Raw genomic sequence first — 22,693 nt, forward strand, 5'->3', positions numbered from 1 at the left:
CTCAGAGATATGCCTATATGGCTCAAGTTATATCAGGGACCTAATATGAAAAATCGCGACAAATACCCTATCGCTCAAGTCATGCGTAGATTCCATATAAAGGAATGGGGGGGCATGGAAGGTGTCGTTTGGAATACCAGCTTGGGCTTAAAACAACAACATCACATCGATAGTCATATTTTGTGTACACAAGCACTCAATAGCGTTTCATCGGAGGTGATAGATAACATCCCTATCGAACGCTTTCGCTACCATTACCCTTATATAGGGTTAACCAAAGAAAAGAGGCTCAATCTGGATAAAAAAGGCGGAAATCCCTACTCCTTCTCCCTTAGCCAGAGACTATTGAGAGGTGAATTTCGTTTATATCATTGCCACACCATGCAGCGTATGGCTGCTATGGTGCGATATGCAGCCATGCGGCGTGGACTGCCCTATGTCATCTCCTTACACGGCGGTCAATTTACGGTTCCAAAGACCGAAATAGACAGCCTGAGCAAACCTTTGCAAAACACCCTCAATGCCGGTAAGGCTATCGATCTGCTTATGCAACCGCACAAAGTATTGACCGATGCCAGTGGCATCATCTGTATTGGCTACAATGAGTACCTTAAAGCCCAAGTATGTTTCCCTGATAAACCAGTAATTTATTTGCCAAACGGAGTGGATTCCAGCCGTTTTTCAACACCCGTGAGCCTGAATGTACACCAACATCTGCACATACCCAAGGGCCGAAAATTACTGCTATCGGTCGGGCGCATCGACAGTCAGAAAAACCAACTGATGCTTATCGAATTACTCAGCCGATTACATGCGAGGGGACATACTCAGTATCAATTGATTTTGGCAGGCCCGGTGATCCAGTCAAGTTACTTGAGTCAATTACTCAGAAGCATAGAGCGCACTAAACTGCAGGCCCATGTCACTATTATTCCAGGCATTGAGCCCGATGATGAATTGCTGCCAGCTCTGTATCAACAATCGTCCTGCTTCTTACTCGCTTCCACTCATGAACCCTTTGGCATTGTGGTATTGGAAGCATGGAGCGCCGGATTACCTGTGGTTGCCAGTCGTGTCGGCAGCCTGGTTCACCTGATCAGGCACAATCAAGATGGCTTGCTTTTTAATCCAGACAACCTGGACTCACTGCAGGCGAATGTCTGCAAGGTATTAAGCTCACCATCCTTCGCGAAACGTCTTATTGAACATGGGCTTGCTCGAGTTAAAAGCGAATACAGCTGGCCTCGACTGGTCTCCCATTTAGAGGCATTTTATCGAACCGTAGAGAACTGGCATTACAGTAAGTAGCGAATGAACGGGTCACAGGACTTAGTATCTCATGGATAAGATATTAACAAGAGGGAAAAATATGCGCCTTATATTTAGTGCTTGCGGCTTCGATTGCGGCAAATCAGGCATTTCTCAATATATGCAAAATGTGGTGACTGAATTACTCAAATCACATCATGTTACTGTGTTAATCAATAACAGGGATCAAAAGTTCTGGCCCATCGAACACCCAAGACAAACACTGCTGGTACTGCCCTGGTATTTAAACCACCCCATTGCCAATATGGTTTACCACACCTGGGTACTGCCTTACAGACTCAAGCAACGACTCAAGACTAGCCATTATGATGCGCTTATTTTACCGGCTGCCAATCGCCGAGTATTGAGTCATTATCCCTTGCCTACGGTTGCCACGTTTCACGATTTGTCCCAATGCCATATCGCCAATAAATACGATATGCTTCGTATGCACTACATTCGTCATCTTATTCCCAAATGTCTACAACCCAGAACCAGTCCCTACCGCCCTCATCTCATTGCCGTGAGTGACAATACCCGTAAGGATATGGAAACGTTTCTGCACATTCCGGCTCATCATATCAGTGTGCTACACAATGGATACGACAAGAGTCTGTTCAATGAGCAACAACCCACTGATCACGCCAAACGCTTGCAGCGCCTGCAGCTTAAACCGGATTACCTGTTATATGTCTCGCGCATAGAACATCCGGGGAAAAATCATATCGGCCTGATCCAAGCGTATGAAAAACTGCCCGAGACCATACGTAACAAGCACCCCTTGGTGTTTGTCGGTAGTGCCTGGTCAGGGGCCCAAGTGGTATTTAAGCGAATTGCCGACTCACCTGCAGCAAACTCCATTAGGGTGCTTGGTTTTGTTGATAGCAGCGATCTGCCTAGCCTGTATCACGGCGCAGCAGCGTCTGTGATGCCCTCGCTTTATGAAGGCTTCGGACTCCCTCTTGTGGAAGCAATGGCATGCGCAACACCTGTGGCTTGCTCTAATCGGGGGGCGATGCCGGAAGTTGTGGGAGAGGCAGCCCTTTGTTTCGACCCAGAAAGTTCAACAAGTATGGCCCAATGCCTAGGAAAAATACTCACACAGCCGTCTTGTCAGCAAGAATTGATCCGGCGGGGACTCGAACGGGTAACGGCGTTCGACTGGGGAGTACATACCAGAATGTTACTCAATACGTTAAGCAACCAGCAGGAAAAAATGAACACTTGATCACTTAACAAGATCTCAAAAACAATCGAGACAAGGAGAACATAATGAAGGTACTTTTTGTAACACCTTATATCCCCTATCCCCTTAACAGTGGAACCAACCAACGCGTGTTTAACCTGCTTAAGGCCGTATGTGATGAGCATGAGGTGATTTTTTTTAGCCTGACCCATAACGATGCCGAGCTATCACGAGCCGAAGAATTACAGTCACTATTGCCATTTAGCCAGTTCCACACTGAGCCCATAAAATTAAAAGCCTGGCGCAGTCTGTCAAAACGCATATTGGATCCTATTCCCGATACCTTACACCACTGGTTTGATATTGAGATCTGTCATGCACTCAGGCAGTTGGTGCAATCTAATTCATTTGACCTAGTGCATTGTAGTGATATATGTATGACTCAGTATTTTCAGGACATAGATTGTCGATGCCCGCTAATTAACGACCATAGCAGGATAGATAGCGAATACCAATTAGAGCAACTGCCCTATTTACGGGGCTGGAAACGCCGTCTGTCAGCCAGAGAGAACATGTTTAAAACGCGCCGTTTCGAGAAGCGATTAAGCACACGATTCCCCCTGCATGTGGTGTGCTCAAGAGAAGACAAAGATTACCTAATGCACCACCAGCAACTCGACACGCCTCCATTGGTATTAGAAAATGGCTTCGACAGTGACTATTTTTACCCACAAGAAAAACCCATTAATAATAATCCAACCTTAGTCTTTACTGGCACCATGGACTACGAGCCTAACCTAGACGGCATGCGCTGGTTTATACAAGATATCTGGCCCAAGGTACTAGAAAAACTTCCTGATGCTCGCTTAATTATCGTTGGAACTAAGCCTACGGAAGAAGTTTACTCTTGGCAAAATGGTGAACAAGTTGTCGTTACAGGTGAAGTCGCCGATATACGTCCCTATTACGCCATGGCTGATGTCTATATTTGCCCCCTTCGCATCGGCGGTGGCACCCGACTAAAACTCGTAGAAGCCTTAGCAATGGAGCGGCCTGTGGTTAGCACCCGGGTCGGTGCACAAGGCTTGGCATTATGCGACCAGCAACATATTTACTACGCCGACAATGCATCCCAATTTGCGAATAACATTTTAAAGACCCTATCAGACCTAGCATTCGCCCTTAAAATATCAAAGCAAGGCGCTGATCTTGTGAGGGAAAAGTATAGCTGGAAAGATTTGGCACGACGATTGATTGACTATTATCAGGAGCATACAAAAAACAACTGGAGCAAGGCCCATGACAAAGAAACTGACTCTTTTTACATTTATTGATGCATTTGGTTGGGAGATCTACCAGAGATACGGCTTTCTTGAAGGGATCATTGAAGATGCCCATCCGCTGCAAACCACCTTCGGTTTTTCCTCCGGAGCCGACCCCTCTATACTCACGGGTCGCTTTCCGGACGAACATACCCATTGGTCTTGCTTTAATTACAACCCAGAAAAATCTCCGTTCAAAGCCTTTAAATACCTAGCACATCTTCCCAGTGCCATTTTCGATCGTGGCCGTGTACGCCATTGGCTGAGCAAGGTCATGGCCAAGGTATACGGATATACAGGTTATTTCGAAATGTATTCGGTGCCCTTCGCTCATCTGCCCTATTTTGATTATCTGGAGAAGCGTGACTACTTCGTCCCCGGTGGAATAATGGCTACGGACACCATATTTGACTGGTGTGTCAACCAAGATATTCCCTATTACTGTTCGAACTGGCGTCATAGTGAACCAGAGATTTTGGCCAGTAACCGCGCCGAAATAGAGAAGGGTGAGACCCGATTTAACTATGTTTATCTGCCAAGGCTCGATGGCATCATGCATCAATATGGCACCAATCACCCGGCCGTTGAAAAACAGATAAATTGGCTCGACCAACAAATTCGTTCCTTATATGAACTGGCGTTGAGCCAATATGATGAAGTGGCGCTCTACATCATTTCCGACCACGGCATGAAGGATGTCACTGGGGATATCGATCTCATTCCAGATATTCAGGCGACCGGGCTGGAATACGGTAAAGATTATGTTGCCATGTACGATTCCACCATGGCGCGCTTTTGGTTTATGCAGCCAGATGCAGAGGCCATCATTCGCGGGGTACTCGAAGGCCAAACCCACGGCGCGATCGTCGAAGACGATGAACTGAAGAAGATGCATGTGTATTTTGATGACCATAGATTTGGTGAGCTGTTCTTCTTGATGGAGCCAGGTATGCTCATCACGCCCTGTTACATGGGGCTTAAATCCATTCCTGGAATGCATGGCTATCACCCTGAAGACAAAGACTCTTACGCCATGATCGCTGCCAACAAACCCATCACGGCAAACGTGAAAAGTATCACTGATATCCGCGGGATCATCGAGCATGAACTCAGTACCTGAGTTTTCTTCCGCCGAGGGGCCTCAAACTGAAACCAGTGGTCTTAAGATCGATCTGGAGCTGCTTTGGTCCCAATTAAAAGGCAAAATATGGTTACCATTTCTGGTGGCCATATTGTGCGGCGCCACGACTCTACTGTTAACTAAATATTTTATAAAAGATAGCTGGAAAGCCAACACCATCATCATCCGCCATCAGAAGAATATGTCCTCACAAGCTGACATCCCCTACCTGTATCTGCAAATTGACTTCAACACCATAATGCAAACGATATTGGTTCGGGATCATCTGCTTAGGGTTATCGAGCGCTTGGAGCTCTCCCTCACACCCGAGGACTTGTACAACAGCATCAATATCAGCCGGGGCAATCGCTCAGATATTATCAATATCGCCGCTGTCTGGCACCAGCCAGAAATGGCAGTCAAGATGTCGGACACTGTCAGTGCGGTCTTTCTTGAATCCTATTCCAGCGTACAAAACTCTGCCGCACAAAAGGTGAATACCTACTTCCTCAATGAGCTTTCAGCAAGCCGCCAAGCACTCATAGCGGCACAGCAAGCAGAGTCCGACTTCAGGCAGCAACACCAGTTGTTGTCATTTGACGAACAGATGGCATCGAACTACCAGAAAATACAGACGTTAGAAATTAAATACATCGAAAGCCAGGTAGCCACTGACGAAAAAAGAGCCAAGTTAAAAGCGACAATCTCAAAGCTCACCACCATTCCAAAGGAGATCCCACTGGAAACCATGGTTGCCGGTACCGCGGTAAGCCGTATCAATGGACTACGTGAGAATCTACAACTGCTCAAACTGAAATACACCTCACAAAACCCTAAAGTCATGGCAATGGAACAAAAAATTTCCACCCTGCAGAGTAATTCCGACAACACGTCTGTTACCGGCCAGGCCAGCACAAAAATCTATGGTCAAAACCCCCTTTATCTGGAGCTAGAGTTGGAGAAGATCCATTATGAGTTTGACCTTTATGTCTCTGATCAGTCACTAGCCGGTTATCGCCTTGGCATTAATAATACCAAGGCCAGTCTGCAGCGACTCAGTGCCCTAAGACAAGACCATCAGCGTCATCAGGACCAAATAAATGAATATCGTCATCTGGTCAGCACATTGGAAGGCAGGGTCACCGATTCTAAGCTCGCGTTAGAGTCGAATATCAGTGACTTTGAAATCATCGAAAACGCGCTGCCGCCAAAATATCCTGAGCGCTCGTATCGTAAACTCATTGCCGTCGCGGCAGGCATATTTGGCTTTACCATTAGCGCACTGGTACTGATCGCTAGAGTCATTTTCGATCCAAGAGTGAAAACCCGCGATGACCTAGACGGCAAACGTTTAATCGGTGTCCTTCCCGATAAAGACACAGTCGAAGAATGCCACTATTACAGCGCATTTCAGGGCCTATTTAGCAACCTTGAACAACTTCGAAGTGAGAGTGGCAATCAAAGTAAACTCATCACCTTAAGTAGCACTCACCAGCATGAAGGTAAATCCACCATCGCCAATGCCCTCACAGATATTTACCTGCGTCAGGGCAAGCGCGTTCTGTATATTGAGTCAGTTGAAGAAGGCGACAACGTCGATGAGGCCGTACTCAATCCCTTCATCTACGGAAAAGAGTCCCAATGGCAGCCACTCAATATTGCCGATAATATCGATCATGCTTACTTCGTTTACGATCAAGACATATATTTAAATTATCTGGATAAAGCCAGTTTCGACGTGACTATCAAGGCGATATCTCAGGACTATGATGTCGTTATCTGGGAGCTTTTTCCTGCCCAGCGCCATTTGCAACTCTACAGCGTGATCAATAACTCCCCTGCCGCGATTCTGTTAATAGCAAAAAGCCTATTTACGCGAAAAGACAAGCTTAATAGAGTGAGCAACTACTTGAGCGAAAAGAATATTAAGCCCATAGGGATCATACTCACCCAAGTACCTAAGGACATCTACCATGCCTAATTTTATCCTGTTCACTAGATTACTTGCACTGACGCTTCTGTTATCGAGCTGCGCCAGCCGAGACCCCACTAGTAACCCGCCCCTTGAATTACCCTTAGTACTGCAAAAAATAGCTGATGTAGAGACCTTAGACGAACCAGCACATATTTCCCTGCAACGCCGAGAGCAAGAATTAACCGAGTTACACCAGGTGAAACCCGGTACTTATGAAATTTCAGCCGGGGATAAATTTAATGTCTTTGTTTATGGCGAGCCTGATTTAGACAGTAAACAGGCGATAGTAAAACTCGATGGTAGCCTGACTTTTAAACTCATTGGTGATGTACAAATTGCGGGGAAAACCGTGCCACAGGCCACAGCCCTAATTGAGAAAGAATTACAGCGTTATATTCACTTTCCTAAGGTGACCCTGATGCCATACGACATGCGTAGTGCATCCATCACCATCATAGGTAAAGTCATTCACCCCGGCGTATATTACTTCGATGGTTCACTGAGAGCCGCCGAAGCCATTGGCCTAGCAGGCGGGTTCTCCACGGGTGTCTTTGATGACAATACCATCGAATTAGCGGATCTAGAACACTCCTATATCCAGCGAGGGGAATACTTATTACCCGTTGATTTAACTAAGCTTATACGTAAAGGAAACATGCATCACAATGTCCCCTTAGTGGACGGGGATTACGTTTATATTGCCTCCTCCATGAGTCAGGAAGTTTTTATCACAGGTGAAGTGAATAAGCCTAGCTATTATGGCTACAGTGAACGCATGACCCTAGCGCGCCTGGTATCGAGAGCGGAAGGCCTATTACTTACCGCCAATAGCCATGTGCTGGTGATCCGCGGCAACATCAAACACCCCCTGGTCTATAAGGTCAACATAGACAAGATCCTCAACGGAGAAACCCGCGACTTTTTAATTCAACCCAACGATTTGGTTTATGTGCCCAAGAGTATGATCGGCTCGTGGAATGCATTACTCAGTCAGTTAATGCCAACGCTGGAAACCATGCTGACAGGCTTATTACTCGAACACAGAGTAAGCGACTTACAAAGTCGTAATTAAGGACAGCAGACATGACTGAGTTTAAGTACCTCATCTTCTTCATGACCTTAATAATAGGTGTACCTCTAGGTTACCTCTGCTGCCTGCATTCTAAAAATTGCGAGAAATTAGTGTTCTTTCTGGTGATATTCTTTACCTGCGACATGGTCGATATCAACTTTGTCTCCATGGAGACCTATCGTGGCACGACTAGAGGATTTGAATTCGGCATGGTGGATATTTCACTGTATATTTTGCTGAGTTTAGTGCTTAATCGCAGGCATCAATTGCCCATCGACTGGTTTCCAATGGGCTCAAGTCTGTACCTGTTATATTTTCTATTTAGCCTGGCATCGATCATCAATGCCGATGTTGGGATCTATTCCGCCTTCGAAATTCTCAAGATGTGCCGTATGTATGTCTACTTCTGGACCATAGCAAATTACCTGAGAAATGAGCGGCAATTGCAGTGGCTGATGACCACCATCGGCGCCATTATCATCTACATCTTTCTCTCTGTCATGAAACAAAAATATCTACTCGGCATGTTTCAATGTAAAGGCCCCTTTCCCCATCAAAACTCATTGGTGATGTATGTTTCAATCTTTGGCGCCATGGCCCATGCCTATCTGCTCAATGTTGCCAGCAGCCGAAGTTGGTTTTGGTTCACCATCTTTGGTATGGCCTCTATCTGCATACTCGCCACACTCTCTCGCGCAGGCCTTGCCCTGTTTATTCTCAATAGTTTAATGGTGTTTTTCATCTCAGTCGTCAGTAAACAAAGCAATGCCAAGGTCAGAAAGCGTCACCTGATCTTACTGATCATCCTACCACTGGCGGGAACCCTAGTATTAATCAAGGCCTCAGACACCATTCTTGAACGATTCTTATCCGCTCCGGAAGAGTCAAAGATGGTGAGAATTCGACTCGCCAAAGCAGCGCTCTATATGGCCAATGACAAGGTGCTTGGTGTGGGCTTGAATAACTTCGCGCATAAGATCAATCCTCCCTATTCATACTCATCACATATCCCCATGGTCGACGAAAATGATCCCGATGAAAAACATGGTTTGGTGGAAACCGTTTACTTAATGATTGCAGCCGAAACAGGCTGGTTAAACCTGATTATTTTTATCAGCTTGCTACTCTTTTTCTATACCAAAAACATCAACAATTATTTCCGATTGAAAGGCTCGCAGAGTCGCTATATCTGCATTGCCTTGATTGCTTCACTGACCTGTATCTATCTGCAGTCCACCTTAGAGTGGGTGCTGAAACAGACCAATAATTTTTATCAATTGATGTTGGTATTTGCACTTATTGCCACCATGGACCGAATGATCCAAACAGGAGAGCTCAATGGCCAAGCCAAACGAAAGAGATGCTAATTATTTTTATCAGCAGCTTTCTGCCGGTGTCAAAGCCGACTTATCTCGCCAGCAAGGTGAGGAATTTCTGCGAGTATTAAACCGGGCAGTGTCCGTACCCAGTCAAAAACTACTCTCACTCCAGCTCAGCTTCTGGTGCTTCCGGCATTTCTATCTGGTGCTGTACTGGGGACTCGACTCTCGCGCCAGAGAACGCACCAGCGCCGTCCCTATCGTCAGCGGTTTACTCGCCAATGGCACCCTTATTCTTTCCAAAGGAATATGTTTTATTCTGGCCAGTTTAATCATCTTCTGGGTGGCATACGAAATCAAATCCCTCCTCGGAGTCGACCTGTTTAAGAATTTTCACCTTGTCGATTTAATTAGGTCATTACTATGAAAAAACTCAATATCTTGATCATCAGTAACTACTACCCACCCTTTCACATTGGCGGTTATGAACTCGCCTGTAGAGATACGGTGGAATTCTTAACTAAGAAAGGGCATAGGGTAACGGTACTGACTGGGAATAAAGGTCAGGGTACTCAATCAAGCATTCAGCAAATGGCAGCTGTCCATCGGGAGCTCTCTTATATTGATTATGATAACCCCAGCTATCGCCAACGAGCCGAGGTTGAAACGGCTAACTACCAAATCTGCCAAGAATATATTGAACAGGTATTACCCGACCTTATCTATCTGTGGAATCAGCAATACCTTTCTTTAGCACCATCACTTGCCAGCCAAAATAGTGGTATTGCTAAACTCTATGAAATTGGTGACTTTTGGCCCGCCGCTTATATTCGTCCAGGCTTTATTAATGCCCTAAAACGTAAGGTAAAACCTTGGCTACCGGGTCTGATTGGCGGAAAGTTCGATTTTGGCCCCTGCATCGCTTGCTCTCACTGGTTGGGCAAAGCCATTAAAGAGCAGCTCAACGCCCGAAATGTAGCCGTCATACACAATGGTACTCAATTGGGCGCTGAGCCTCAAAGCAAGCGTCAGCAGCCTACTTCATTCCTGTTTTGTGGACGACTATGTCAAATCAAAGGAATAGAGCAAAGCCTACAGGCATTTAAATTATTGCTCGATAAATGCCCTAAAAAACCGCTGAGCCTAACCTGTATAGGCCCGATAGAGCCCAGTTACCAGCAGGTTATCGAACAGATGATCCACACCTTGCACCTAGGAGAGCATGTACAGATTTTACCTCCTACCGATGACATGAAGCAGGTCTATCAAGCACACCATGTGTTACTGATGCCAACCTTGATGCCTGAGCCTTTTGGTCTGGTCATCATCGAAGCCATGGCCAATGGCTTGGCAGTCATCGCCAGTGACCGTTTCGGGCCGGCCGAGATAATTAATCAGCATAAGCTGGGCATTTTGATCGACCCAGAGGACCCTATCGCCATAGCCGATGCCATGGCACAGCTTATCGACGACCCTGCCCGTTATAATGACATGACTAAAGCCGGCTATCAGCATGTCGACGCTCACTTTCGACTGGAGAGCGTCAAGGCGAAAGTGGAACAAGTTCTGCTCCAAACGGTGGAGGATCATGCATTATGCCTCGCACTAAACAATTAATTAAATTAACCGCGTCAAACTATTTGGCCACCATCATCAAGTTTGTGGTGATGGTGTACTTGACCCGGGAGATGTTCCTCCTGTTACCCAAGGAGTCCTATGGTTTTTGGGCCTTGCTTTGGTCCATATTTGGCTACTCGGTGTTACTGGATCTGGGTTTTGGCATCGCCTTACAGAAAAAAACCAGTGAAGTATTGGTGCATCAAGATTGGAAAAGCTATAACCGCACGGCATCGACATTATTCGGCACTTATTTCTTATTAGGCTTTGTCATCGTGTTACTCACCTGCCTCAGTGCCCCATTTTTACATGTCATCTTTGTCTTTGAGCCGGGACAAGGGCTCATATACACCCAATGTTTTCTGCTGTTCGGTATCGGTACCGGCTTGCTTTTCCCCTTCGGCATATTTATGGAGGTGTTGCGCGGCGCTCTGTGCATCCAGATCCGCAATCGTATCGAGGTACTCAGAGATATAGCCAACTGTATTGCCCTGGTGATAGCCCTCAGAATGCATGCCGACATACGTGTACTCGCCGTTATCGCAGTCACCAGTCAATGCTTAGCGAATATTGCCATGTATATCGCCACCAAGCGTGCCTTGCCTCGCTTACGGCTCTCATGGCGTTTATACAGCCCAACAAAAATGGTCGAACTGATGAGCTTCTCACTCTGCGCCTATGTGATCACCATCAGTAACTTGATTGTTTTCAGAACCGACCAGATAGTCATCTCAGCCCTGGCTGGTGTAGGCCTAGTGGCCTACTACCACGTAACGACTCGTGTGGCCGAGATTTTCCGCTTGCTCTGCTCGCAAATACATGACCTGTTAGCCCCTATGTCTTCAAGCTTTAACGCCCAACAAGATCAACAGGCGTTACGCCAACTCTTACTCCGTAGCCAACGCTTTGTCTGTCTTATCGTGGTCTTACTCATTGTGCCTTCATGGTTTTTTATCGAAGATCTGCTGCGGATCTGGCTCGAGATTGATAATCAACAAACCTTTTGGTGTGCACGGATTTTATTACTCAATATCGCCATTCTGGTTATTTATCGCAATACCACCAATCAAATCTTACTCATGTGTGGTTACCAAAAACCCTTGATGTGGATAGGAATAACCGAATGCATCGCCAACCTGATACTAAGCTGTTTGCTGATACACCCCCTTGGCATCCTAGGTGTGGCTTTGGGCACACTCATTCCCAATATCCTATTGGCCATCTTCGTCAACATTCCCATGACAAGAAAATTCACTAACACATCACATTGGCAGTCCTACAAGCCACTGATTATCGTCGGCTTGACCGTTGGCCTGCCGTACGCCGCTGGGCTAGTCTTATTTGAGCAAGTGACAGCAAGTTATAACTCTCTGCTGCATATCATTGCGGTCAGCGTGATCTGCGCGATCCCGGCACTCTTTTCAGCCTACAAGTGTTGTCTGTCTGCCGGTGAGCGCCATCAATTGAAACGCATCATCAGTTCTATGCTGCCTAGCTGGCAGTTGAAATTGTAAATCGAGCCAATACATGACTAGTATTTATCATAATTAGGTGAGTGAATTTTCAACATCTACTTTTGGAGCAAGAATATGACCAAAGGAACCATTATCAATATTCCCCGCAGATTCGTAAAAGATGAATGGGGCGGCACCGAAACCGTGATAACTGAAACTGCACATCAGCTTAAATCTATCGGATACCAGCTTGAGAGCGTGACGACACTGGCCTTATCCAACAATAAGCATGAGTGTATTTTCGGCATTCCAGTTAAACGTTTTGACTATAGTTATACTCGTCTAGGTCTATCGAAGAAGCATAGACTCCTGCTCGATAAACGCGGCGGGAATATGTTCTCACTGCCTCTGTTTTTTTATCTTATCTTCAGTAAAAATATCCGTGTTATCCACCTGCATACCATGGGCAGATTGGGGGCATTGGCCCGCATCGCCGCTCGACTGAAAGGTATCCCCTATGTCGTCAGTATTCATGGCGGCTATTTGGGTCTGCCCAAAGAGCAACTAGACGATATGATGCTCCCCCTGAAAGGTAGCTTTAACTGGGGCAAACCCTTCGATCTCCTGATACGAAGCGCGAAGGTGATAGAAGGTGCAGACGCCGTTATATGCGTAGGGGAAAACGAGCGGGAGAAGATAGCGGCAAAATATCCCCAACAAAAAGTGATCTATTTACCCAATGGCGTTGACCAGCAAAGATTTGCCTCGGGTGATGCATGCGCATTTATTAACCAGTACCATTTCACCGAATCCGACAAGATAATCTTGTGCGTCAGTAGTTTTACCCCGCAAAAAAACCAAGCAAGCTTACTCAGGGCTTTTGCCAAAGCACACCAGCACTCCCCTGAGTTAAAACTGGTGTTAATTGGCGTTATTTATGATCAGGACTATTTTGACCTTTTACAGAGCCTACGGACTGAGTTCAAACTGCAGCAAGATGTTCGCTTTATCATCAACCTGAAATTCGATGACCCTAGCTTAGCCAATGCCTATGCCGCCGCAGAACTGTTTGTATTGCCTAGCCTCTATGAACCCTTCGGCATTGTCGTGCTTGAAGCCTGGGCATCTGGCACTCCAGTCCTTTGTGGTAATGTCGGAGGATTACCTTCTTTTGTAACAAACGGCGAAAATGGCTTGTTCTTTGACGTTGAGTCTGTGGACTGCCTCTGCCTAGAAATGACCAAGATCTTACGCGATAAGGTGCTCTATAAGTACATTCAAGCTCATGCCCTCAAAGCCGTCGAAACCTACTCATGGCAAGCCATATCCAAACGTCTGGCGAACCTGTATGAAGAAATTTCATCATGAAATATCTGTTGATGCTTATGTTCATGTTAATTGCAGCCTGTGCCCAGCTTAGTTCCAAAGATGTGCCCCAAGGCAGTGAAAGCAAGCTATTAACCATAGAGACCAAGCCAACCGAGGCTGCCATTTATAAAGATGGTCAATATATTGGTCATTCACCGCTGCAAACCTGGCTATGGCACGGGGCCCCAAGAATTAATCAGATTATCGCTGTGCCCCTGTACGAACATCAGTTCATCCAGATCCAGAGCCTGCGCATACCGACCATCCCAACGCTACTGACTTTTTATATGACTGAGCCTAGTCCCCATGAATATGATTTTTCAGAGAATCCGAGCCAGAGCACACTAGAACAGCAGCCCAGTCCCTACTTTAAACGTCTACAGCTGTTTTTTGACTTCGATCAAGACCAGCTTAATATCAGTGAAATACAGCGGCTTACTCTTTGGATAAACCAGTTTGACGCAGACCCCGACAGGATAGAGGTGCACGCTTATGCCGATGAAACAGGCTCACAGCAGTACAATACAGCCTTGAGCCATCGCCGGTCACTCGCCATTACCCTATGTTTACAGCGCTTAGCTATCAAGCCTAAAGAATTACTGGTTATTCATCACGGCGAGCGTGTATCTGTTACCCAGACACAGCAGCTAGCCAAACAAATCGATCGCCTAGTTGAGGTACTGGTTTTCTATCAGGCTCATGATACAGGGGATAGCACAGGCAATAAAAAAACTCCCGGGTTGCAGAACCCGGGAGCTTTCAATAACTAAACTTATATCTGTTTTAACGGATCAGTTAGCTGGTTTTATTCTGTTTCATTTCGGCCGCTTCACACGCTGCAGCGGTGAATATCACATCGGTAGAACTGTTCAAGCCCGTCTCCGCCGAATCCTGAATAACACCTATGATGAAGCCCACCGCAACTACCTGCATGGCCACATCATTTGAAATACCAAATAGGCTACACGCGAGTGGAATAAGCAGTAAAGAGCCGCCAGCCACACCGGATGCCCCGCAGGCCGAAACTGCAGCGACCACACTCAAGAGAATGGCTGTCAGCATATCAACCTGAATACCCATGGTGTGAACTGCAGCTAAGGTTAATACCGTGATAGTAATAGCTGCGCCGCCCATGTTGATGGTTGCCCCTAAGGGGATCGATACTGAATAGGTATCTTCATGGAGCTTCAACTTCTCACACAGAGCCATGTTAACCGGAATATTTGCCGCACTGGAGCGGGTGAAGAAGGCTGTGACGCCACTCTCTCGCAGGCAGGTAAATACTAGCGGATAGGGATTACGACGGATCTTGATGAACACTATGATGGGGTTAACCACCAGTGCGATGATCGCCATCGACCCCAGTAATACCGCTAACAGCTGGGCATAGCCTGCGATAGCGGAGAAGCCAGTTTCAGCAAATGTCGCCGCTACCAGTCCGAAAATACCGATAGGGGCCAAACGTATGATGAATCGCACCATCTCAGAGACACCATGGCTGACATCGGCAAATACTTGCTTAGTCGATTCACTGGCACGATGCAGGGCTAAGCCTAAACCGACGCCCCAGGCCAAGATGCCAATATAGTTGCCTGTTATCAAGGCATTGACGGGATTGTCTACCACCTTAAACAGCAGAGTATGGATAACCTCACCGATCCCTTCGGGTGGAGTCGCACCTTCAATACCCGTCGCCAATATCAGAGTCGTTGGGAATGCGAAGCTCATCAACACTGCCGTAAGTGCCGCAGCGAAAGTACCGAACAGATACAAGACCACAATGGGTTTCATATTTGTTTTAGCATTTTTCTTCTGGTTGGCAATAGAGGCCGCCACTAAAATAAAGACTAAAATAGGGGCGATGGCTTTTAAAGCGCCGACGAAGAGACCGCCTAAAAAGGCAACACTCTGGGCTGCACTTTCTGAGAACGTCGCCACTAAGATACCGGCTATGATGCCAAATAATATTTGCAGCACTAAGCTGCCGTTAACAATTTTTGCTAACAGAGTTCGATTTTCTTTCATTGATAGACCTGTCATTATTATGTTTTATTTTTAATCAGGCTACATAGGTTTTTACAAAACCTATGCCTCACCTGAATCTTCTTCCTTCACTGGGAACTTGTATCTAAACGGCCTACTAATGTCTAGTAATACAGTATAAAACGCTGACTATATTACCCTGTGGCAGCAAAGTGGTAACACAAGACTACACATTAGCATTGTGTTGTTCTACCCCTCTGAGCATGGCGCTTATCAACTCATTGGCATCAAACTTGGTTAAGGCTTCGTTGGCGCCGACCTGATGAGCTTGGCTCACGCTAATTTCACTGGACAAAGAGGTGTGCAAGATGATGTAAGCCTGAGCTAAAGCCGGTGTATTCTTGACTTCGAACGCCAGCTCATAGCCATCTAAACCCGGCATCTCTATGTCACTCACCAGCAGCTGTATTGGCATACCATCATTCGCCGCCTGCTCCATGATGGCTAATGCTTCTCGCCCATCTGCTGTGACTTGATAGGGGATATTGATACTGTCGAGTGCATCGGATAACTGTTTACGCGCGACTTTGGAGTCATCAACCAACAAAATACTCAGGGGCTTAAGCTTCTCACGTTGGACATCGGTCAAGATGGCTCGCGTTGTTTCAGGGCTAGGTGGAAACACCTTGGAGAGCAGTAGCTCGACATCCAGCAGCTGAACCAGCTTATCATCGAACTTGGTTACCCCGGTTAAATACGCATTTTTACCTAAATTATTTGGCGGAGACTCGATATCTCGCCAATTACATTCAATGATCTTATCTATGGCGCGAACCAGGAAACCTATGACCATACGTTGGCAGTCGGTGATAATAATATAGCTTTTCGATAACTCCTCTCGAGTGATGGGGGTATAGCCAACAGCAGATGCCATATCAATTATGGGTATGGTTTTTCCTCTGATGGTAGCGGCGCCCATGATAGTGGGATGCGAATGTGGAATAGCGCTGAGAGGCGTGTAGGGAACGAGTTCACGGATTTTAAGTGTACCCAGCGCAAAAAGTTGTGTCTGTGACAGACGAAAAAGCAATAAGCCTTGTGATTGACTTGCCTTACTCTTCATTAGCGTACCGAATTGAGAATTAAATAATGGAATAAGTCTAATCTATCATAGTGTAAAAGAGATGACATCAATCAAAATAACCGTGATAAATTCTATAGTTGGGACTCAAAAGGAAACAGGGCGAGAAAATTTGCCATAAACTTGCGCCAAAAGCCCGATCCGGGTTCGGCGTAGACAGTCAGCCCCTCGGCTTCATCTAACCAGACCAGCTCACCCTCTTCCACGGCGAGCGTGTAAGCCGCCTCGGATAAGCCATTTTCGATTCCAGTCACTATCGCATCGGCAAATATGGCATTGTGGAACATGATCCCCATCTCGGTGTTAATCATTGCCGATCTGGGGTCGAAGTTAAAAGAACCGACAAAGATTGACTCTCTATCTAAGATGAACGTTTTCGCATGCAGACTGGAGCGAGAGCTCCCAGACCAGGATGAAGGCTTCTTAAGCGGAGATGCCTTCACTTCATATATCTTTATGCCAGCTTCTAATAAAGGCAATCGATAGCCCTGATAACCGGCATGCACCGCCAGTACATCGGTGGCAGCCAGACTATTAGTGATGATCTTAATATCTAACCCGGATTTAGCCGCGGCGACCAAGATGTTAGTTCCCTCTTTGGTCGGCACAAAATAGGGCGACACGATAAGTACCTCACGGGTCGCAGCGGATAAAAATCGAGATAAGTCTGATAACAGCCAGCTGTCTGCTGATTTCCTTTGGGCTTTTTCCGGTGGATCATAAACCACCTCAGCCTCTCCCCAGTACCACACAAGCCCATTGTCTTGGATCTGTTTCAGTAACAGGCTTGACTGTAAACGTCCGACATACTGGCTCGACTCAGATGCCTCACGCTCAAATCCAATTGATTCAGTGGCTTGAGAGATATCTTCTGCAACAATGACATGAGTTGACAGCGCCTCTATCGGTAAGCTGACATCCGCATTCCAGTATCGATCGAACTGTATAGAAACGTCATCGACAGAATCACCAATAAACATCAAATCGAAGTCGCCAAAGTTAACATCATCGATATTGTTGGAGAAATACTCGTTACCGATATTCCGGCCGCCAACAATCGAGGCTGAATTATCTACGGTCAATGATTTATTGTGCATGCGGCGATTCATTCTCGAAAAACCGGTAATGAACTCCAGTCCTCTCAGGGTCCGAGAATAGGAAGGATTAAACAGGCGCACATCAATATTAGGATGACTGGCCAGCATCATCAAGCCCTTGTCTAACGCTTTGGTGGTGAGATCATCGAGTAGTATTCTGACTCTTACGCCACGTTTGGCAGCATCGATAATATGCCAGATAAGTAGCCTGCCCGTATCATCGTTACGGTAGATATAATATTGAAGATCGATACTCGTATTCGCAGACTCAATTAATGCCAGCCTGGCAACATAGGCATCCAGTCCATTGATTAGCGGGATCACCCCTGTTTGCTGAGGATGTTTTTCTATGAGTGGTGCAACGTATGTGGCCAGAGGGGAATCGTCTGCGGGGATAAGACGATAGCTTGCTTTTTTATCTACAGACTCGGGGACGCTACTACAAGCAGACAAGAGAAAAAATAAAACTGACACTAGCGTCAAATACCGTTTATCTCTCGCCACCTTAGCTCCTGTTGCCCTACTCGCTTGTTGATTATTTATGCGTTAATCTTGTAATGCATAGAGCACATCGAAGGCAAATTGATCCCAGCCTTCTGCGCTGAAAGCGATATCCCTGACGGCACGAACCTGACTGACGGCATGTAACGGCGCTGCGCCATTTTCCATCAAGTAATAAGCCATGATTAACGCCGTTCTGTCTTTTCCAGAACGGCAATGGATCAATACCGGCATATTGTTTGCCTCGCATTGACGAATGAAGGCTAGTGCCTTAGGTAGTTGCTCCACACACAGAGCTAAATCTTCTTCTTTTGGAGGTATGTTACTTGAAAATGGAATACAGGCATAAGATAAGTCAGCATCGATAAACGCCTGGGGTTCGCATGCTTCACCACCATTGACCGACAGCACAGCGCCGATACCCGCACGCTTTATGTCCTTTAAATCCCACGCTTCCTTGTTTGGCCCACTACGTCCAGCAATTTTGTCTTCAACTAACCAAAAAAGATGCTGCATACCTTTTACCACTCTTAATTACATTGAAATACAAGGGCACTTAATACTGATAGTTCATCACAGTAACCAGCCCCGTCAAACATAAAACTTATTAACCAGCCATTAACTCGGCGAGTTTTTCGTCCAGAATTCAGTATTCGCTTTAGGCAATTTTTTACGTTTTTTCTTACCCATTCCCTCTGGGGCTGCCATAGATTTAATCTCTCTTGAGGGACAATCCAAGGGCGCCTCATCATCGGCTTCGAAACCTTCAACTTGTTCACGCTCTAAGCTGATTTTATTTTTCTTCTCTATGAGCTTAAAATGCTGATATTCATCGTGAGAGATGAGTGATAGCGCCAGTCCAGCTTCACCTGCACGACCGCTGCGGCCAATACGGTGCATATAGTCGACTGGGCTTCTTGGCAGCTCATAGTTAATCACCACAGGTAACTTTTCTATATCGATACCACGGGCCGCGATATCGGTCGCGATTAACACATGGATCTCACCATTTTTAAACGCCTCGAGTACCTTAGTTCTCGCACCTTGTGATTTATCACTGTGAAATATTTGCGCCGCAATCCCAGCCTTAGCCAACTTCTGCTCGAGTCGATTACAGGTATTTTTCGCACTGGCAAACACTAACACCTGACGCCAGTCATTCTCTTTAATCAGGTGTGCCAGCAGGGCTGTCTTACGATTACGGTTAACCGTATAGACCTGTTGTTTAAGTGTAGTTTTCTCTTCGCTCTGAAGTTGAATTTCGACTGGAGTCGATAATAAACGGTCGGTAAGAGTCTTGACTTCTTCTGGGAATGTGGCTGAAAAAAGCAAGGTCTGCTTGTGTTTAGGCAACAAGGACAGAACTTGATTTAACTCTTCGGTGAATCCGAGACTCAACATGCGATCCGCTTCATCAAGCACTAATGTTTTCACATCATCAAGCTTAATGGCGTTACTCGAAATAAGATCGAGTAATCGTCCAGGAGTCGCCACGAGAACATCGGCGCCCCCTCTCATGGCTAACATTTGGGTATTAGCCGACACACCACCAAATACTGCCTCGATTTTCAATCTAGGCTTAATCAATTGTCCGTAGCTCTTAAAGCTCTCAGCCACCTGTTGAGCAAGTTCTCGGGTCGGGACTAAAACTAGTCCACTGACCTGATTTCCTTTAGAAACCTTAGCGCTACTCTTGGCTAGTTTCTGCAGCATAGGTAAAGCAAAAGCTGCTGTTTTACCTGAGCCTGTAATAGCCCCTGCCAATAGATCTCTACCCGATAAAACGGCCGGAATCGTTTTCCCTTGGACTAAGGTGGGATTAAGATACTCGAGTAAGGTTAAACGTTTTAGCAGTTCAGGGATTAACCCAAGTTGTTCGAATGTCGTGTCAGATATTGCTTGTGAAGAGTCTACTTGGGTCATAACGTTGGAAAGATCCGTTAGAAATAATTCTAGTATTAAATATGGCCCATATTCTACGCTAGATCAGCAGGGAAAGCTTTTATTTTGATTTTACCATTGGGGCCCTTTGCCTCAAAACCCTATGAGACCATCCTGTGCAGCAGAGATCTCAACACGTTAATCATTCAATGAGCTAAAAGCCGCTACAGTTTTCCAATTTGAGCAGAGATTTTTTCATCTCGAGACCATAAGCATAACCGGTTAAACTGCCATTTTTGCCTATCACTCTATGGCATGGAATGATGATGGCAATGGCGTTAGCGCCATTCGCCGCCCCCACGGCTCTCACGGCCTTAGGTCTGTTTATCTTGTTGGCAATATCGGCATAACAAGAGGTCGTGCCGTATTCCAGCGCTAACAAGGCTTGCCACACGGCAGTTTGAAACTCGGTTCCCTTTGGCGCTAAAGGAACCGAAAAGTGTTGTCGCTGACCGGCGAAGTATTCTTCTAACTCCTTTTCAGTCTGCATTAAATAGCTAAACGCTTGTTGGTTTAGCGCTGTCTGCTCACTCATCTCCTGTTTAGCATCAGCTAAGCTCAGATGTGATAAACCAAATTGATTGGCCTTAATGTAGATCTCGCCCACCTGGGTCGTCACGGTTTTAGCCATGCAGGTATCTGGGGGAGTTGGCGAGTCTTTATCGATAGAGACAAATTCGGGGCTGATTGTTGATTGCTTCATGCTAAATTCCATAATTGAAACGTTAAGTAGCTGCCCCAAGGCGAGGCTTGCTCGGTGAGCCTGCTGGTTAGCTCACGGTAATCGACCTGGGATAAGGTCTTGGTTGGCTTATCGTGGGCGACAGGCTCTACGCCTTGTTGATACAGAGCCAATACTTTTTTCTTAACCACCAGATCTGAGCACAATAATATATCAGGCTCACTTAGGCCACGCATCTTGGCATATGCAAGCGTCCAGGGGCCGATACCTTTGATAGATAACCAGGAGTCGACAGAGCCGTTGGGATGCTCACTGACAAATAAACCCAGCGCTTTTAGGGCCGCTTTCCTCGCTGCCGGCATTTTAAGCTCATCGAGAGACGCTGCAGCAATGGCTTCAGGCGTAGGAAAAAGTACCACTTGCTTGCCAGAAATCGTGACATTCTCGCCATAGGCTTTGACCAGGGTATTTAACAGTGCAGTCGCTTGAATGATGCTCACCTGCTGACCCAGTACAGCACGGCAACCCGCTTCAAAAACGGACCAGGTACCCGGTAACCTTAGCCCTTGGATCATATCTTGGGTCATGATGCCTGTCGACGCTAAAACGGTTTCAATCTTTTCCATGTCTGCATCCAAGTCTAGCAACCTACGGATCTGCATGGTGATATCTTTTAAACTGGCAAGATGGTCACTCGAAGTCAGATAGATATTTACTTTAAATCTATTTTTTTCTGCTTGATGACTTGCCTCGAAATATCCTCTCGCTTCACCAAACTGAAAACATCTTCCATAACCTTCTCCATCGAGTTCCCACTCCATTTTGTCAACCATACGCAGCCGATAAAATGCCATCTGACGAGTCCAATTCAATGGCGGCCTATAAGCGAAAAACAGAGATAGCATCACACCATCAGTTATCGGATCCATTTTATCGGTCCCCTTGCCACTTTTAGCGCTTTTCGGCGTCGTTTTTCTAAGAGCAGTAGGCGTGAGCTTTAACGTCTGTTTAAATGATTCATTGAATCGCCTGACACTATTAAATCCTGCTGCAAACGCAATTTGAGTGACGGTTAAATTTGTCTGATGTAGAAGCTGTTTGGCGAACATTAAATCACGAAATTGGGCGTACTTTTTAGGCGACGTACCGAAGTTGTCGCTAAAAAGCTGCCTGAGATAACGGCTAGAAATACCCAACCTATCCGAAAGAGCCTCAATGTCTATGCCATCGCTTCCTGAAAGCACGCCCCCCTCTATCAAGGTCAATGCCCGCTCTAATGTCGTTCGAGTCCCTTTCCAGGCACTGGAATTAGGGGCGCTGTCGGGCCGACAACGAAGACACGGTCTTAGCCCGGCACTGGACGCACTCACCGCTGAATCAAAATAACGAACGTTCTCCTCCTTCGGAGCGACTGCTGGACAGATTGGCCGACAAAAAATACCGGTTGTGAGTACCCCGATAAAAAATTTGCCATCGAAACGTGGATCACGGGATAACCTGGCTTTTCTACAAGACTCGTTGGATAACTTAGGCAAAACGTTCGACATATTGGTGCTAACTATAAGAGAAAATCCTAAAGGCACTTTACTGAATAAACGCACTACGAA

At 46.2% G+C, this 22,693-nt stretch carries 19 protein-coding genes; 12 read left to right on the forward strand and 7 right to left on the reverse strand.

Annotated features, from left to right (window positions below; genetic code table 11):
* Positions 1-45 precede the first annotated feature (45 nt).
* From HRU42_RS00415 to HRU42_RS00470, 12 genes are all read left to right on the forward strand, one after another.
* Positions 46-1,308 carry a glycosyltransferase family 4 protein gene (locus HRU42_RS00415; RefSeq protein ID WP_295027955.1) on the forward strand — a complete coding sequence of 421 codons (1,263 nt, stop codon included), beginning with the start codon at positions 46-48 and terminating at the stop codon, positions 1,306-1,308.
* Between the two features lie 61 nt (positions 1,309-1,369).
* Complete coding sequence (locus HRU42_RS00420; RefSeq protein ID WP_295027957.1) at positions 1,370-2,536, forward strand: glycosyltransferase family 1 protein; 1,167 nt, start codon at positions 1,370-1,372, stop codon at positions 2,534-2,536.
* A 44-nt stretch (positions 2,537-2,580) separates the two neighbouring features.
* On the forward strand, positions 2,581-3,828 hold the full coding sequence (locus HRU42_RS00425) for a glycosyltransferase (protein ID WP_295027959.1): 1,248 nt from the start codon (positions 2,581-2,583) through the stop codon (positions 3,826-3,828).
* Positions 3,794-4,936, forward strand: a complete 1,143-nt coding sequence (locus HRU42_RS00430) for an alkaline phosphatase family protein (RefSeq protein ID WP_295027961.1) — start codon at positions 3,794-3,796, stop codon at positions 4,934-4,936. The genes HRU42_RS00425 and HRU42_RS00430 overlap by 35 nt, the downstream gene beginning before the upstream one ends.
* Positions 4,920-6,917, forward strand: a complete 1,998-nt coding sequence (locus tag HRU42_RS00435) for a Wzz/FepE/Etk N-terminal domain-containing protein (protein WP_295027963.1) — start codon at positions 4,920-4,922, stop codon at positions 6,915-6,917. Before HRU42_RS00430 ends, HRU42_RS00435 begins: the two co-directional genes overlap by 17 nt.
* A complete protein-coding gene (locus HRU42_RS00440; RefSeq protein ID WP_295027965.1) occupies positions 6,910-7,983 on the forward strand; it encodes a polysaccharide biosynthesis/export family protein in 1,074 nt (357 codons plus the stop codon). Before HRU42_RS00435 ends, HRU42_RS00440 begins: the two co-directional genes overlap by 8 nt.
* An 11-nt stretch (positions 7,984-7,994) precedes the next feature.
* A complete protein-coding gene (locus HRU42_RS00445) occupies positions 7,995-9,350 on the forward strand; it encodes an O-antigen ligase (RefSeq protein WP_295027967.1) in 1,356 nt (451 codons plus the stop codon).
* Positions 9,322-9,729: a hypothetical protein gene (locus tag HRU42_RS00450; RefSeq protein WP_295027968.1), complete on the forward strand. Its 408-nt coding sequence runs from the start codon at positions 9,322-9,324 to the stop codon at positions 9,727-9,729. The genes HRU42_RS00445 and HRU42_RS00450 overlap by 29 nt, the downstream gene beginning before the upstream one ends.
* Positions 9,726-10,919 (forward strand): glycosyltransferase family 4 protein, encoded by a 1,194-nt coding sequence (locus HRU42_RS00455; protein ID WP_295027969.1) that lies wholly within the window; start codon positions 9,726-9,728, stop codon positions 10,917-10,919. Before HRU42_RS00450 ends, HRU42_RS00455 begins: the two co-directional genes overlap by 4 nt.
* On the forward strand, positions 10,898-12,433 hold the full coding sequence (locus HRU42_RS00460; protein WP_295027971.1) for a lipopolysaccharide biosynthesis protein: 1,536 nt from the start codon (positions 10,898-10,900) through the stop codon (positions 12,431-12,433). Before HRU42_RS00455 ends, HRU42_RS00460 begins: the two co-directional genes overlap by 22 nt.
* Before the next feature lie 75 nt (positions 12,434-12,508).
* Positions 12,509-13,741: a glycosyltransferase family 4 protein gene (locus tag HRU42_RS00465; RefSeq protein ID WP_295027973.1), complete on the forward strand. Its 1,233-nt coding sequence runs from the start codon at positions 12,509-12,511 to the stop codon at positions 13,739-13,741.
* Positions 13,738-14,511, forward strand: coding sequence for an OmpA family protein (locus HRU42_RS00470; protein WP_295027975.1), 774 nt, complete (start codon positions 13,738-13,740; stop codon positions 14,509-14,511). The genes HRU42_RS00465 and HRU42_RS00470 overlap by 4 nt, the downstream gene beginning before the upstream one ends.
* A 25-nt stretch (positions 14,512-14,536) precedes the next feature.
* Here the strand turns inward: HRU42_RS00470 and sstT are convergent, their stop codons facing one another.
* The 7 genes from sstT to HRU42_RS00505 form a co-directional block, all read right to left on the reverse strand.
* Positions 14,537-15,766, reverse strand: a complete 1,230-nt coding sequence (gene sstT, locus HRU42_RS00475) for a serine/threonine transporter SstT (RefSeq protein WP_295027977.1) — start codon at positions 15,764-15,766, stop codon at positions 14,537-14,539.
* A 184-nt stretch (positions 15,767-15,950) separates the two neighbouring features.
* A complete protein-coding gene (locus HRU42_RS00480; protein ID WP_295027979.1) occupies positions 15,951-16,847 on the reverse strand; it encodes a chemotaxis protein CheV in 897 nt (298 codons plus the stop codon).
* A gap of 92 nt (positions 16,848-16,939) precedes the next feature.
* Positions 16,940-18,466, reverse strand: a complete 1,527-nt coding sequence (locus HRU42_RS00485; RefSeq protein WP_295027981.1) for a phosphatidylserine/phosphatidylglycerophosphate/cardiolipin synthase family protein — start codon at positions 18,464-18,466, stop codon at positions 16,940-16,942.
* 42 nt (positions 18,467-18,508) lie between these two features.
* The gene (locus HRU42_RS00490) at positions 18,509-18,979 is read right to left on the reverse strand and encodes a dual specificity protein phosphatase family protein (protein WP_295027982.1); all 471 of its coding nucleotides are present in this window, start codon (positions 18,977-18,979) and stop codon (positions 18,509-18,511) included.
* A gap of 102 nt (positions 18,980-19,081) precedes the next feature.
* Positions 19,082-20,386 carry a DEAD/DEAH box helicase gene (locus tag HRU42_RS00495; protein ID WP_295027984.1) on the reverse strand — a complete coding sequence of 435 codons (1,305 nt, stop codon included), beginning with the start codon at positions 20,384-20,386 and terminating at the stop codon, positions 19,082-19,084.
* A 172-nt stretch (positions 20,387-20,558) separates the two neighbouring features.
* Positions 20,559-21,035: a methylated-DNA--[protein]-cysteine S-methyltransferase gene (locus tag HRU42_RS00500; protein WP_295028057.1), complete on the reverse strand. Its 477-nt coding sequence runs from the start codon at positions 21,033-21,035 to the stop codon at positions 20,559-20,561.
* A 68-nt stretch (positions 21,036-21,103) separates the two neighbouring features.
* A complete protein-coding gene (locus tag HRU42_RS00505; protein ID WP_295027986.1) occupies positions 21,104-22,633 on the reverse strand; it encodes an Ada metal-binding domain-containing protein in 1,530 nt (509 codons plus the stop codon).
* Positions 22,634-22,693: the final 60 nt, after the last annotated feature.

The sequence above is a fragment of the Shewanella sp. genome (genome assembly GCF_013214165.1).
Taxonomy (GTDB): domain Bacteria; phylum Pseudomonadota; class Gammaproteobacteria; order Enterobacterales; family Shewanellaceae; genus Shewanella.